The organism is Mesorhizobium sp. WSM4842, from assembly GCF_055901575.1.
In genome coordinates, this window is sequence record NZ_CM148372.1 from 5,429,308 (window position 1) to 5,443,126 (window position 13,819).

Below are 13,819 nucleotides of genomic sequence, written 5' to 3' on the forward strand. Positions count from 1 at the left end.
AGAAGCAACACACCATGAACCGCATCATCGCCAACGCCCTCAAGACCCTTCGGCTTGTGCCGCGGGCGACGCTCATCCTGATGGTTCTTGCAGCGCCGGTTCTGGCCGTGCCCTCGATGCGCGCCGATGCCGGCTCGACGATCGAAGCGCCGGCGTTGAAGAAGACCGGCGTCGGCTTTGTGCTGTTGGTCAGCCTGCGGCGCGGCTAGGCGCAATCGGCCTTCATCGAAACTATCCAAAAACAAAAAACGACCCTTTGGCCCCTCCCAACCGCATGGCCAAGCCTCTATATTGGGTCATGGAAAAGCGAATCTATCCCCAAGCCATAGACTCAGTCGTGATGCCGGAGCCGTTTGGTCGGCAAAGCTTTAATGATGCAGGAAAGGCCGTCGCGGCCTTGCAGGTCCTCTACGATCGCAACACCAAATTCCTGCGCGATTCATTTACGGCGCTCGCCGCAGGCGGCGACAACAACAAGCGCTACCGGGCCTTCTATCCCGAGGTCGGCGTCACCACGACTTCATTCACCCAGATCGACTCGCGGCAGGCTTACGGCCACATGCCGACACCTGGGCATTTCTCGACCACCATAACCCAGCCTGCCCTTTTCGAACGCTATCTTACCGAACAGCTTGGCCTGATCATGCGCAATCACGGCGTTCCGGTCACGGTTTCGGAATCAACGACGCCCATCCCGCTGCATTTCGCGTTCCTGGAAGGCTCCCATGTCGACGGCGCGGCAGCCGAGCGCATCAGGCGGCCGATTCGTGACCTGTTCGACGTGCCGGACCTCGACGGCACCGACGACCAGATCGCCAACGGCACGTTCGAAGTGGCGTTAGGCGAAGCCAGGCCGCTGGCGGCGTTCACGGCGCAACGCATCGACTACTCGCTGCACCGGATGTCGCACTACACGGCGACCAGTCCGCAGCATTTCCAGAATTTCGTGCTGTTCACCAACTACCAGTTCTACATCGACGAATTCGTCGCCCGTGCGCACAAGCTGATGGCGAATGGCGGCGGCGGATACGTCGAATTCGTCGAGCCGGGAAACGTCGTCACCAAGGCTGGACAAAGCGCGCCTAGCGATGGCGTGGCACCGCCGCGCCTGCCGCAGATGCCGGCCTATCATCTGAAGAAGCCGAACCATGGCGGCATCACCATGGTCAACATCGGCGTCGGCCCCTCCAACGCCAAGACGATCACCGACCACATCGCGGTGCTCAGGCCGCATGCCTGGGTGATGCTCGGCCATTGCGCCGGGCTGCGTAACACCCAGGCGCTGGGCGACTATGTGCTGGCGCATGCCTACGTGCGGGAAGACCATGTTCTGGACGACGATCTTCCGGTCTGGGTGCCGATCCCGCCGCTGGCCGAAATCCAGGTTGCGCTGCAGGAGGCGGTCGCCGAAGTCACCGGCCTTTCCGGCTACGACCTCAAGCGCATCATGCGCACCGGCACCGTCGCCACCATCGACAACCGCAACTGGGAGTTGCGCGACCAGCGGGGGCCGGTGCAGCGGCTGTCGCAGTCACGGGCGATCGCGCTCGACATGGAATCGGCGACGATCGCAGCCAATGGCTTCCGTTTCCGCGTGCCCTATGGCACCCTGCTTTGCGTCTCGGACAAGCCCCTGCATGGCGAATTGAAGCTGCCCGGCATGGCGACCGAGTTCTACAAGCGACAAGTGGCACAGCATTTGACCATCGGCATCAGGGCGATGGAAAAGCTGGCCGAGATGCCGATGGAACGGTTGCATTCGCGCAAGCTCAGAAGCTTTTCGGAGACGGCGTTCCAGTAGCACCGATCGGCTTGCATCGACCGGACCTTGGTAACCGCGCGGCAGGGCATTTCGTAATCTTGATTTGGGCTGCATTTCTGCCGATAAACAAAGTAGATGGCACGCGTTCGAAACATGATGGCGTCGGCAGCATTCGTAGCAATGCTCGTCTTCTCGGTCGCGCTGGTGGCCGGGTTTTTCGGAACGCTGCATCCGGCCTTCGATTCCTTCGCTCATTTCCGCGCTCATCTTGCTGTGCTGATGGCGCTTTGCGCGCTGCCGCTGCTGGCGACCTCGTTTCGCCTAGAGGCGGCCACAGCACTGCTCTTTGCGGTGGCTGCCTTTGCCACCACCTCGAACGCCCTGTCGGTGCCCCGCCTGTGGCCGGTCCAGGCAGCCTACGAAGCCGAGGCCGGCGATCAGGCGGTCCCCGGTGACCAGGCGGTCTACCGCCTGCTGCAGATGAATCTGCGGTTCAACAATCCAACGCCTGAAAAAGTCCTATCGCTGATCGGCCGGACCCAGCCTGATGTGATCACCCTCGATGAGGTGTCCGACATGTGGAAGGCGAAGCTTGACCATCTCGCCAGTGCCTATCCTTACCGGATCCTCTGCCCCTACCCCAATGGCGTTTTCGGCGTTGCGCTGCTGTCCAGACGGCCGTTTGCCACCGGCACGCAACCGCGCTGCGATGGCCGCGGTGCGATGGCCATCGCGACGGTCGATTTCGGCGGAATCGACGTCGACGTCGCCGCCATGCACCTCACCTGGCCATGGCCGCGCAACCAGTCACAGCAGATCGGCGGATTGTCGGGGGAGTTCGCCTCGCTCGGCGAAACATCGATCATGGCATGCGACTGCAATGCAGTGCCGTGGAGCGCCGCCGTCCGGCGCGTCGCAGACCTTGGCAAGCTGACCGTGGCGCCTTCGCCGGGGCCGACCTGGCTCTATATCGAGCTGCCGGATTTCCTGCGCTTCGCCGGACTGCCGATCGACCAGGTTTTCAGCAAGGGCGCGGTTCTCATCCATTCGGTGTCGAGGCTGGAAGGCACCGGCTCCGACCATCTTCCGCTGATGGTGGAATTCTCGCTCAGGCCGGAACAGAAAGAGCCGGTCGACGAACATGAAACCGCGACCGCCTCCGTGAGACAGGACGGCAGGACTCGAAGCTGATCGCCTAGCGCTTGCGCAACAGGGCACCGATGAGGCGTTCGACATGGCCGCCGGCGCGATGCTCGCGCGCGTCGAAAGCGTTCTGTTTCGCCTCGTATTCGGCATAGACAGCCTTGATCCGGCGCCTCGCCTCGCGATGCGTCTTGCTGCAAACCCAGTTGTCGGCGAGTTCCAGTCCGGTGATCGATTTCTCGGTCGCCCGCATCATTGTCCTGGCGATGCGGCCGTGGTTATGCTCGTGGGCACGAACGCCCGCGAAAAATCGCTTCCAGCGCTTCTGAAGCGCCGGCGTCGCGGCTGAGATCATGCGCGGTAAGGTGTAGGTGAGATCGAGTGTCCCATTGGCCTGCCGCAGACGGCAGACACCACCCTCCCTGGTGATCTCAAGGTCCCAATTTACCGTATAGGCGGCCAGCGCGATGGCGTGCGTCATGAAGCCGTGCCTCTTCGGACCTTTCCGGTCCATGGCCTCGATCAGGGCGGCGCCCGTGGTTCCTGATATGTCGTAGGTTCGGGTCTTGACCAGCACCTTCGTGTCAGCCGATGCCGACGGTGCGAAGCCGCACAAGCCACCAATAGCCACAAGGCACGTCAAAACCGCCAGGCGCATGGTCATGTCTCCGGGTCAGGAGGGAAGGGAACCACAAGCGCCGCGCCGCTTCAACTTCTTTTAGACGCCGCAAATATAACGGACTTTCCCCGGCTTTCATTTTGGTCGACGGTTCAGTTGGACTTCACACGCTGACGTTGTGCTCCATTGATCTACTCATGACAGCGGCGCCTTCGATCGCACATTGAACTGGCCGGAACGTCTCTCGACCCAGAAGCGAACTTCCTGCGCTTCCGGGGCTCTCGTACCCGAACATACGCTCCGTTCCGGTTCTCGGAAACCACCATGTCGGCGCGGCCTGACTTGAATCTCAACACACCCCGAGTTCCCGATGGTCCGCTGGCTGGCGCAAACGCGGCGTCTCTTAAGCGCCTGCGGCACGGAAAGGGGGCGACGCGTCATGCGTTCGGCAGGGCGGCGTGCTGCGCGCCAATCGCGATCCTTGCGGATTTCCTCAACGCGGCGGACCCGTCGATCCGCGGACCGCCAGTTCAACCGACATGATGATCTGCCTCGGCTGGCCGTTTTCAAACACCATCTGGGCAGCAAGGCGACCCTTCCCGACGATGTCATGCGTGACAGTGGTGAGTGGGGGCGTGGTGCGTGCCGATTCCGCGGTGCCATCGAAGCCCACAACCGACACGTGCTCGGGTATGTTTATGCCGCGACGAACCGCTTCGTCGAGCACGGTGATTGCCTGCCAGTCCGACATGGTCAGGATTGCCGTTGCTTCTGGAAATCGATCGAACACGACAGCTCCGGCCGAAGGCTCCCCAGGGGTGGTTTCGATGATCGGAAAATCATCGATCGACAGATTGACCTCCGCCAAGCCTTGGGCGAAGCCATCAAGCCTTTCATAGTCGAGCTGAAAGCCCGCGGTAATCTTGCCCTTGCCCGGCATGTGGACAATCGGTGGTCCGGATGTGCGCCGGATGGAGAGGATCACAAAATGCCGGTGCCCGAGAGCAGCCAAGTGCCCGACAGCCATCAGCGCTCCGCTCCTGCCGTCGATCCGGATCGAATTGATATCCGGGCCGGCATCGCTTTCGAGGATGACGAATGGCAAGCGCCGGCGCTGCGCCGAGGTGATCAGGTCGATGTCTACGCTATGGCCCAAAATGAAGCCGTCAACCAACGCCTCCCGGATGGTGGAGGTGCGCGTTTCTTCCGTACCGTTGATTAGGCTCAGCGTCGCCCCGGCCTCGTCGCACGCAAGCGAAACGCCAAGCACAAGTTCTCGTCCATATGGGCTTCTGATCACGTCGGCAATGGCATAGGCGCCCGGCGGCATAAATCCGATGGCGTTGAATTTGCCATTACGCAGTACCCGCCCCCTAGGGTCGGGACCATCATAACCAAGCTGGCGCGCCGCAGCTTCGACGCGCTCGCGCACGTCGGACCGAACCAGGTCCGGGTGATTGAAGACATTGGAGACAGTGCCGCGGGAGACCCCGGCAACTCTCCCGACATCCGCGAGGGTCGGCGTTTTGGAATGGTTCACCCCTTCAGTTAAACACTTTTTTGGAGCGCTCCAAGTTTATTCTTGACTCGTCATCATAAAAGGCAGACCCTGCATTGGAGCGCTCCAATTAGCAGAAATAGCAGATTTGCAAGCATTCTGTGCCAGCGAAGGCTCGTGTGCCCAACTCTGGGCGTGTGAGCGCTAAATCATCACATCAAAGGAGGAATAGGATGGCTGCTACCAGTGGTGGGGCGACATCGCTCGTCGGGAAGACTTTCGACTGTGCATTCGGCCCATTCGTGCCGCGGCTGACGGTTCTGTCGCCGACAGAATTGCATGTACGGGCGACGCTCGGCGCTACTCAGATCGACGAGGTCGTGAAGAGCGATCTGACAGGCGTCCGCCCTGATCTGTTCATCATGAGCTGGACGGAGCAGAGCGGTAACTTCGTCGTGCAGGTTCAGGATCACGAGAACAAAGTCGTTCATAATTATGCGCGGCTGGCCGACGGGCAATTGTTCTGTGCGCAGGGGATCATTCAGCCGGTACCGGCGGCCTGACAGGGTATCACACCGCGCCGCGCGAACTACGCGAACTGTTGTGCGGCCACTTGACGAATACAGGAGTACATTTCCCTCAATATAGACCCGTTCACCTTCAGGAGTGTCGTTATGAACACCCTTTCCGAACCAATCTTCGATGTCGCCCAGCTCGCGCATGTCGAATTGCTGACGCCCGATTTCGATGGGACATTACGCTTCTTCATGGACCTCATGGGTATGCAAGAGACCGAGCGGCGCGGCAAGTCGGTCTATCTGCGCGGCTATGAGGAGCAGTACCACCACTCGCTGAAGGTGACCGAGGCACAGCACGCCGGACTGGGGCACGTTGCTTGGCGAACGCGCAGCCCGCAGGCGCTGGAGCGCCGAGTCGCAGCGGTAGAGGCGACCGGCCTCGGGCGAGGCTGGATCGACGGTGACGCCGGCCATGGCCGCGCCTTCAGATTCGCAACGCCCGAGGGGCACTCGATGGAGCTGCTGTGGGACGTCGACTATGTCAGCATACCGCCCGGGCAGGCTACGAAATTGCTTAATCGCCCGCAGAGACGCCCGCTCAACGGCATTCCGGTTCGCCGCATCGACCACCTGAACCTGATGGCCGCCAACACCGGCGCCTGCCGCGATTTCATGGTTGACGTGCTAGGCTTTCGCGAGCGCGAGCGGGTCGTTGGTGACAACGGGTCGGCGATCGCGAGCTGGCTCAGCGTGACCAACCTTTCGCACGATATTGCAATCGTCCCGGAGCCGACGGAGATGCGTGGACGCTTCCACCACGTCTGTTTCCACTACATTTCGGTGCAGCATCTCTTCGATCTGGCGGAGCTGGCAAGGGAAGCCGGCATTTCGATAGAGCACGGGCCGGGCCGGCACGGCATCGGCGGGGCAACGTTCCTGTACATGCTGGAACCAGGGGGCAATCGCATCGAGGTGATGGGCGATCCCGGCTACATGATTTTCGATCCGGCCTGGAAAACCGTGGTGTGGGAGGCGTCCAAGATCGCCGATGCCGTGGTCTGGAGCGGCTCTCCGGTTCCGGATTCCTTCTGGGTCTATGGAACGCCGGTGCCGCGGCCGGTGGAGGGTACGACCATCGCCGCCGTGGCGTAGATTCGGTATTTGCGCGAAGACAGAACGGCAATTTTCTGGCATTCAATACGCTCGCCGGATCTGCTCGGCACGGCACCGCGCGATCCCACGTCGAGTGCAAGATGTGCCAGCAGTCTTGCCACTCGTTCTGTCAATTAGGAATAGCTAATATCTGACGCTACATGTTCTGGTAAACTGGGCCTTCGCCACCTTGTGGTGGCACCCAGGTTATGTTTCGGTTCGGGTCCTTGATGTCGCAAGTCTTGCAGTGGACGCAGTTCTGCGCGTTGATGACGAAGCGCACGTCCTTCGCCTCGGGATCGGCGGCGGCGTTGCCATCCTTGTCGACCCATTCGTAGACACTGGCCGGGCAGTAGCGTGTCGAAGGCCCGGCATAGACATCGTGCTCGGAACGCTGCTGCAGATCCATATCCGCGACCAGCAGGTGGACAGGCTCGTTTTCCTCGTGGTTGGTGTTGGAGAGAAACACCGAGGACAGGCGGTCGAAGGTGAGCACGCCGTCCGGCTTCGGATAGGCGATCTTCTTATGCTTGGCGGCCGGCTCCAGCGTCGCATAGTCGGGCTTGCCGTGCTTCAGCGTGCCGAAAGGCGAGAAGCCGAACAGCGTGTTCAGCCACATGTCGAGGCCGCCAATGCCGACGCCGATGGCGGTGCCGAAGCGCGACCACAATGGCTTGACGTTGCGCACCTTCTTCAAATCCTTGCCGATGTCGGTTGCCCGCCATGCCGCCTCGTAAGAAGCCAGTTCGTCATTGGCGCGGCCGGCGCCGATCGCCTCGGCGACATGCTCGGCCGCCAGCATTCCGGAGAGCACGGCATTGTGCGAGCCCTTGATGCGCGGCACGTTGACGAAGCCGGCAGCACACCCAATCAGCGCGCCCCCAGGGAAGGACAGTTTCGGCACCGACTGCCAGCCGCCCTCGGTGATGGCACGGGCGCCATAACCGAGCCGCTTGCCGCCCTCGAATGTGCCTTTGATCGCCGGGTGGGTCTTGAAGCGCTGGAATTCGTCGAATGGCGACAGATAGGGGTTCTTGTAGTTGAGGTGGACGACGAACCCGACCGCCACCTGGTTGTCCTCCAGGTGGTAGAGGAAGGAGCCGCCGCCGGTCTTCATGTCGAGCGGCCAGCCGAAGGAATGCTGGACAAGGCCTGGCCGGTGGTTCTCCGGCTTGACCTGCCAGAGCTCCTTGAGGCCGATGCCGTATTTGCCGGGCTCACGGCCGTCGGAAAGATGGTATTTGGCGATCAACTGCTTGGCCAGCGAGCCGCGTGCGCCCTCGCCGATCAGCACATATTTGCCCATCAGTGCCATGCCCGGCGCGAAGCCAGGGCCATGCGTGCCGTCCTTCTCGACGCCCATATCGCCGGTGACAACGCCGGTGACCGCGCCCTCGTCACTGTAAATGAGGTCCACGGCGGCAAAGCCCGGATAGATCTCGACGCCCAGCGCCTCGGCCTTGGTCGCCAGCCAGCGGCAGACATTGCCGAGCGAAACGATGTAGTTGCCGTGGTTGTTCATCAGCGGCGGCATCAGGATGTTGGGCAGACGGAACGAACCGGCGGGGCCGAGGACCAGGAAATGGTCTGCCGTGACCGGCGTCTTGAAGGGATGTCCTTCTTCGTCACGCCAGCCCGGCAGCAGCCGGTCGATGCCGATCGGATCGACGACGGCGCCGGACAGGATATGGGCGCCGACTTCGCCGCCCTTTTCAAGGACTACGACGGAAAGCTCGGGATTGACCTGCTTGAGACGGATCGCGGCGGCGAGGCCGGCCGGACCGGCGCCGACGATGACCACGTCGAATTCCATGCTTTCGCGTTCGATCTCGCTCATCAACATCTCACTGGCTACCGCATTTGCGCATCTTGCTGGCTTATCCGCTGCATAGCGCATCAATTCGCGACGTGAAACCGGCGCTGACGTGACAATGCCGATTTCGTCAAAAAGTCGCGCATCGTATACAAAATCGCGGTTTGCGGTCCACCGGAACATCGATCCGGGCCAAGCCATTCCAAAGAGAGCCGGCGCCCTGACGTTTTTAATTGTTCGACGGCTTGCTTATCGGCCATACTTCGCACCATGCGCATTCCTGGGCCATCCGGCTTTTCATCGACGCGCTTTTTTTCGTCGCCCGGACGGATTTGCCGGGCGCTCGTTTTGGCCCTTTTGCCGCTGGCGTCCGTTGGCGCCCACGCCGAGCCGCAAAGGGTCTGGGTGGCCGGAGCCTACTCCTTTTCCGACGAGCTGGGCGGCTTCCGCATCACCAGCGCCTCGGGCATCGGGACAAAGGAGGACCCGCTTGTCATCACCGAAGAGCTGAATTCGGCGACACCGGTGACACTGACGATCCGCACGACAAAGCCGATCCAGCCCTTCGGCACTGCGGGCCAATTTGCCAATGGCCTCATGTATATGCGCGTCGACGTGCTCAACAACAGCGGCCAGGCCTGGGTCGAGTTCCAGTTCGAACTCCAGGAGATACTCCACCGGCCGAGCGTGTTCGGCGACGGCCTGTCGTTCGACCAGCGCAACAAAACGCCTGACAACATCTGGTCGAGCAGCTTTGCCGATTTCGATCGCGACTTCGAACCCTATGACCGGCTGCTGTTCAAGAGCGGCAAGATCGACCCGTTGAAGACAGCAAAATTCGATTACCTGATCACCGACTACACACCGCGCTGGACGTTCTATCTGGTGCAGGATCCGCGTATACCGTCGAGCTAAGAATCCTTGTTTTCGTCATGTCGTTGTCCCAAAACCGCTGCGCGCTTTTGGGTTACATGCATTATTTGCAAATTGCTGCCGCGCGGCGGAATGTGGAAGTATGACTGCCGTTTCCCGAGACGACCGACCAGATATCGCCGACCTGCTGGCCTTCTACGCCAGCGCCGGCGTCGATGAAGCGCTCGAAGACGAGCCGCTGAACAGGTTTGCCGAGGCTGCGTCAAAGCCGCCTGAGCGGGCGCCGGCGACAGTTACGCCGCCAACTGGTGAAAACGCCGCACTGCCACGCTCGACAAGCCTGTCACGCGCCGGAATGGGCGAAAGGCAAGCTGCGGCACCGGCGGTGCGCGCGCCGTCCGGGACGGCGACGGTGCCCGACGAGCAGCAAGCGGCCTTGGCGCGCCAATTGGCAACGACCGCGGCGACCCTGGACGAGCTTCGCCAGCACATGGCGGCATTCGACGGCTGCAATCTCAAATTCACCGCCAAGAACCTGGTGTTCGCCGACGGCAATCCGAATGCCGCGGTGATGCTGGTCGGCGAGGCGCCCGGCCGCGACGAGGACCTCGAGGGATTGCCGTTCGTCGGCCGCTCGGGCCGGCTGCTCGACCGGATGCTGGCCGCGATCGGCCTCGACCGGACGTCGGCCTATATCGCCAATGTCATCCCCTGGCGGCCGCCGGGCAACCGCACGCCGACGCCGCACGAGACCGAGATCTGCCGGCCATTCATCGAACGGCAGATCGAGCTGGTCAAACCGAAGGTGCTGGTCAATTTGGGCGGCCCCTCGGCAAAGACCTTGCTCAACACCACCGAGGGCATCCTGCGGTTGCGCGGCAATTGGCGCGTCCACACGACTGCCGCCGGGATTGCCATTCCCGCCATGCCGACCCTTCACCCGGCCTATCTCTTGAGAACCCCCTCGCACAAGAAGCTGGCGTGGCGGGATTTCCTCGAGGTGAAGGCAAAGCTGCGGGCGCTGGGTTGAGGGTTCGAGATTAGCCAATCTCCCCCCTCGTGGGGGAGATGGCCGGCAGGCCAGAGGGGGGCGCGAAGGATGGCCCACTTTCGTGGCCTCCCGATAGGTCGGCGGGACAGCGCCCCCCTCTGCCTTACCAGGCATCTCCCCCACAAGGGACCCACAAGGGGGGAGATTGCCGTCATCACCGCTTTCGCCAATCTCCGACGTAGATGCTGTACCGATAACCTCCCCGATAATTGAAATGCATCTGCTGCAGGCCTAGTCATATCCCATGACAGCAACCCAGACTTCCGCCGGCAACCTCATTCGCGAATGGCGCACGCGCCGGCGCATGAGCCAACTCGATCTCGCCATGGAAGCCGAAATCTCGCAACGGCATCTGAGCTTCGTGGAAAGCGGCCGCGCGGCACCCTCGCGCGATATGGTGCTGCATCTGGCCGAGCAGCTGTCGATCCCACTGAGGCAACGCAATCAGCTCCTGCTGGCCGCAGGCTTTGCCCCCAGCTTCAGCGAGCGTTCGCCCACCGATGCTTCACTGGCGCCGGCGATGGCTGCCGTCGAGGTCGTGCTCAAGGGGCACGAACCCATAGGCGCTAACTTAGGGGTAGACTGGTGGAATCGAGATGTGATTCCTAGGCCAGATGCAGAGGAATGATTCGATTGAAAGCGACTGGCAGGCTCTGATCTCGAGACTGTCGCAATGTGTTGATCTTGACACGACGGCGCGAGCGACGGGAGCGCTGGTACGTCGTCGCAATGTTGCGGACGCAGCGACATTGCTGCGTCTGGCCTTGGCCTATGGCCCCGGCGGGATGAGCCTGCGCTCGGCGGCCGCCTGGGCCGGGATGAACGACGTTGCGAGCCTTTCCGATGTTGCTCTTTTGAAGCGCTTGCGTGGAGCGGCCGATTGGCTTGGCTGCATCGCAGGCGCCTTGCTGGAAAACGCTTGTGTCAAAAGTACCGCGGCGACGGGGCGTCGGCTGCGCGTCGTCGATGGCAGTTCGATCTCGCACCCCGGCAGTGCCGGCACGGACTGGCGGCTGCACGCCACCTACGAACCTGCGCTTGCGCGGTTCACGCATCTGGAGATTAGCGACGCTCGCGGCGGTGAAGGCTTCTTTCGTGTTCCGCTTTGCCAAGGCGACATCGTTGTCGGCGATCGCGCCTACGCTCGTACCCCGTCCCTTGAAAAGGTGGTGGCGGCGGGCGGCGACTTCATCGTGCGCACGGGCTGGAACAGTGTTCGGCTGACCACGCCCGAAGGGCAACGGGTCGACTGGAACGCCATCTTTGAGCCCTTGCAGCCCGGTGAAGTTTGCGAGATGAGCGTGCTCCTGGAGCATTCAGGCCGCACGAGCAAGAGCCGAGGCAAGCCGCTCTTGCCGGCGAGGCTCATCGTCAAGCGCAAGGATGAGGAGGCCACGCAAAAAGCACAGAAGGCGGCAAGGCGAGGGCATCAGCGACGTGGCAGCAAGAGGCTGCACCCGATGACCCTCACCGCAGCAGGCTTCGTCATGCTGCTGACGTCGATCCCAGCCGATGAATTGGCGGCCGACGAGGTTCTGCAAACCTATCGGCTGCGCTGGCAAGTCGAACTCACCTTCAAGCGGCTCAAGAGTGGAATGGGTATCCATAAGCTTCCCGCACGCGATGAGCGGCTCGCTCGAAGCTGGCTGACAGCCCATCTGATCCTGGCGCTGATGATCGACGAGGCCGTCACCGACGTTCTCGACTCTCCCCCCTGTGAAGATGAAACCACCCACAGCGCAATCGCTGTCCCTTTGGAGGCTGCATAGTCTCCTGCGTCCTGCAATCCTCAACGCCATACTGATCGTGATGCGGCCGGGAAAAATCGTGGCGCGCTTTGCCGAAGTCATCCGCCACGTCTGCGATCCACCGAGGCGACGAAAAAGCCAATCCGCCGCAGCAAGGATAACGCTCATGCCTAAGTTAGCGCCTATGGGGCACGAACCCTTCCCGGCGCTCGCTGTCGACCGGCACTGGAACCTGGTATCGGCGAATGCGGCCATCGGCCCGTTCCTTGCCGACGTCGCCGAGCCCTCCTTGCTGAAGCCCCCGGTCAACGTGCTGCGACTCAGCCTACACCCAAGTGGCGTCGCGCCGCGCATCATCAACCTGGCCGAATGGCGCGTGCATCTTCTTGACCGGTTGAAACACCAGAACGACGCTTCAGGCGACCCGGTTCTGGTCGAATTGGAACGCGAGCTTCGGACCTATCCGTCCGGCCTGAACGGCACGCGGCCGGTACCGGTCGAGCCGAACGCGATCGTGCACCCGCTGCGGCTTGCCCATGGCGATGCTGTGCTGTCGTTCATCAGCACCATCACCGTGTTCGGCACGCCGCTCGACGTGACGCTGTCGGAACTGGCGATCGAATCCTTTTTCCCCGCCGATGAGCAGACAAGGACCGTGCTGGTGCGATTGGCGAAGGAGCGGGCCGAGCCGTCCTGATCATCCTTGCGGCGGCGTCGCCTGGCGGGTGCGGGCACGTTCGAGGCCAAGCTGGCGCTCGCGCCAGATGATGAAGATGCCCGCGGCAACGACGATCGTGCCGCCGACAAGCATGTGAACCGTCGGGACGTCGCCGAAGGCGAGATAGCCGACGGCTATGCCAAGCAGCATCGACGTGTATTCGAAGGGCGCCACGACCGAGGCCTCGGCATGGCGATAGGCTGCCGTCATCAGAATCTGAGCGAGCCCGCCGCAAAAGCCCGCAGCTATGAGAAGACCCGCCTGCGCCGGTGTCAGCGCCTGCCAGCCGAACGGCAGCGAAAGCAACGCCAGGACGCTCGCCGTCACCGAAAACCACAGCACGATGGTTGCCGTCGGTTCGCTCTGGACGAGATTGCGCACCAGCAGCATGGCGACGGCCGAGATCGCTGCCGCGACCAAAGCGGCGATGACGCCGAGCACCTCCTGATCGCCGAGTGCTGCGCCCGAACCAAGCAGCGTCAGTTCCGGCCACGAGATGACCAGCACGCCGACCAGTCCCACCGCAACCGCGCTCCAGCGATAGACGCGAATCGCTTCGCCGAGGAAGATCGAACTGAACACCACCACCAGCAGCGGCTGTGCGTAGTTCAGCGTGATCGCCTCGGGAAGCGGCAGCCGTGTCAGCGCAAAGAAGCCGAGTCCCATGGCGCAGACGCCGACAACGCCGCGCGCAATGTGGTTGAGCGGGCGCTTGGTCGAAAACGCCGTGCCAAGCTTTCCCTGGAAGGCCAGGAAGACGACGATCGGAAAGATGGCGAAGAAGGAGCGGAAGAACACGATCTGGCCAGCCGGCACCGTGCCCGCCGCCTTGATGCAGGACGACATGCCGACAAAAACCGCCACCGACACGATCTTGAGCATGATCCCGGTCAGCGTGTTGTGCCCGCCGGGATGATCTGTCGG

The 13,819-nt window shown here is 62.1% G+C and carries 12 protein-coding genes and 2 pseudogenes; 10 read left to right on the forward strand and 4 right to left on the reverse strand.

Annotation, left to right across the window (positions count from 1 at the left end; all coding sequences use genetic code 11):
* Window positions 1-14: 14 nt before the first annotated feature.
* The 3 genes from AC0NIE_RS26570 to AC0NIE_RS26580 all read left to right on the forward strand — a co-directional run bounded on the left by AC0NIE_RS26570 (window position 15) and on the right by AC0NIE_RS26580 (window position 2,953).
* On the forward strand, window positions 15-209 hold the full coding sequence (locus AC0NIE_RS26570) for a hypothetical protein (protein ID WP_473489802.1): 195 nt from the start codon (window positions 15-17) through the stop codon (window positions 207-209).
* A gap of 131 nt (window positions 210-340) precedes the next feature.
* Complete coding sequence (locus tag AC0NIE_RS26575) at window positions 341-1,801, forward strand: AMP nucleosidase (RefSeq protein ID WP_473489801.1); 1,461 nt, start codon at window positions 341-343, stop codon at window positions 1,799-1,801.
* Window positions 1,802-1,897: 96 nt separating this feature from the next.
* Window positions 1,898-2,953: an endonuclease/exonuclease/phosphatase family protein gene (locus tag AC0NIE_RS26580; RefSeq protein WP_473489800.1), complete on the forward strand. Its 1,056-nt coding sequence runs from the start codon at window positions 1,898-1,900 to the stop codon at window positions 2,951-2,953.
* 4 nt (window positions 2,954-2,957) lie between these two features.
* Here the strand turns inward: AC0NIE_RS26580 and AC0NIE_RS26585 are convergent, their stop codons facing one another.
* Window positions 2,958-3,563, reverse strand: a complete 606-nt coding sequence (locus tag AC0NIE_RS26585) for a DUF922 domain-containing protein (RefSeq protein WP_473489815.1) — start codon at window positions 3,561-3,563, stop codon at window positions 2,958-2,960.
* Between the two features lie 454 nt (window positions 3,564-4,017).
* On the reverse strand, window positions 4,018-5,064 hold the full coding sequence (locus tag AC0NIE_RS26590) for a LacI family DNA-binding transcriptional regulator (protein WP_473489799.1): 1,047 nt from the start codon (window positions 5,062-5,064) through the stop codon (window positions 4,018-4,020).
* 191 nt (window positions 5,065-5,255) lie between these two features.
* On the opposite strand from AC0NIE_RS26590, the gene AC0NIE_RS26595 reads away from it, so the two are divergent.
* Both AC0NIE_RS26595 and AC0NIE_RS26600 read left to right on the forward strand, forming a co-directional pair.
* Entirely contained in the window at window positions 5,256-5,585 is a 330-nt protein-coding gene (locus AC0NIE_RS26595) for a MoaF-related domain-containing protein (RefSeq protein ID WP_133254826.1), read from the forward strand.
* Window positions 5,586-5,696: 111 nt separating this feature from the next.
* The gene (locus AC0NIE_RS26600) at window positions 5,697-6,692 is read left to right on the forward strand and encodes a VOC family protein (RefSeq protein ID WP_473489798.1); all 996 of its coding nucleotides are present in this window, start codon (window positions 5,697-5,699) and stop codon (window positions 6,690-6,692) included.
* 157 nt (window positions 6,693-6,849) lie between these two features.
* On the opposite strand, the gene AC0NIE_RS26605 is transcribed toward AC0NIE_RS26600, so the two are convergent.
* On the reverse strand, window positions 6,850-8,529 hold the full coding sequence (locus tag AC0NIE_RS26605; RefSeq protein ID WP_473489797.1) for an electron transfer flavoprotein-ubiquinone oxidoreductase: 1,680 nt from the start codon (window positions 8,527-8,529) through the stop codon (window positions 6,850-6,852).
* 246 nt (window positions 8,530-8,775) lie between these two features.
* On the opposite strand from AC0NIE_RS26605, the gene AC0NIE_RS26610 reads away from it, so the two are divergent.
* From AC0NIE_RS26610 to AC0NIE_RS26630, 5 genes and pseudogenes are all read left to right on the forward strand, one after another.
* Complete coding sequence (locus AC0NIE_RS26610) at window positions 8,776-9,420, forward strand: hypothetical protein (protein WP_473489796.1); 645 nt, start codon at window positions 8,776-8,778, stop codon at window positions 9,418-9,420.
* 100 nt (window positions 9,421-9,520) lie between these two features.
* Entirely contained in the window at window positions 9,521-10,408 is an 888-nt protein-coding gene (locus tag AC0NIE_RS26615; RefSeq protein ID WP_473489795.1) for a uracil-DNA glycosylase, read from the forward strand.
* 265 nt (window positions 10,409-10,673) lie between these two features.
* Window positions 10,674-10,997: pseudogene (locus AC0NIE_RS26620) on the forward strand (helix-turn-helix domain-containing protein); the annotation flags it as partial.
* 46 nt (window positions 10,998-11,043) lie between these two features.
* Window positions 11,044-12,198: an IS4 family transposase gene (locus AC0NIE_RS26625; protein ID WP_474044109.1), complete on the forward strand. Its 1,155-nt coding sequence runs from the start codon at window positions 11,044-11,046 to the stop codon at window positions 12,196-12,198.
* A 166-nt stretch (window positions 12,199-12,364) separates the two neighbouring features.
* Window positions 12,365-12,874 (forward strand): annotated as a pseudogene (locus AC0NIE_RS26630) (MmyB family transcriptional regulator); the annotation flags it as partial.
* On the opposite strand, the gene AC0NIE_RS26635 reads toward AC0NIE_RS26630, so the two are convergent.
* Window positions 12,875-13,777 carry a DMT family transporter gene (locus AC0NIE_RS26635; protein ID WP_473489728.1) on the reverse strand — a complete coding sequence of 301 codons (903 nt, stop codon included), beginning with the start codon at window positions 13,775-13,777 and terminating at the stop codon, window positions 12,875-12,877. It abuts the pseudogene before it with no gap.
* Window positions 13,778-13,819: the final 42 nt, after the last annotated feature.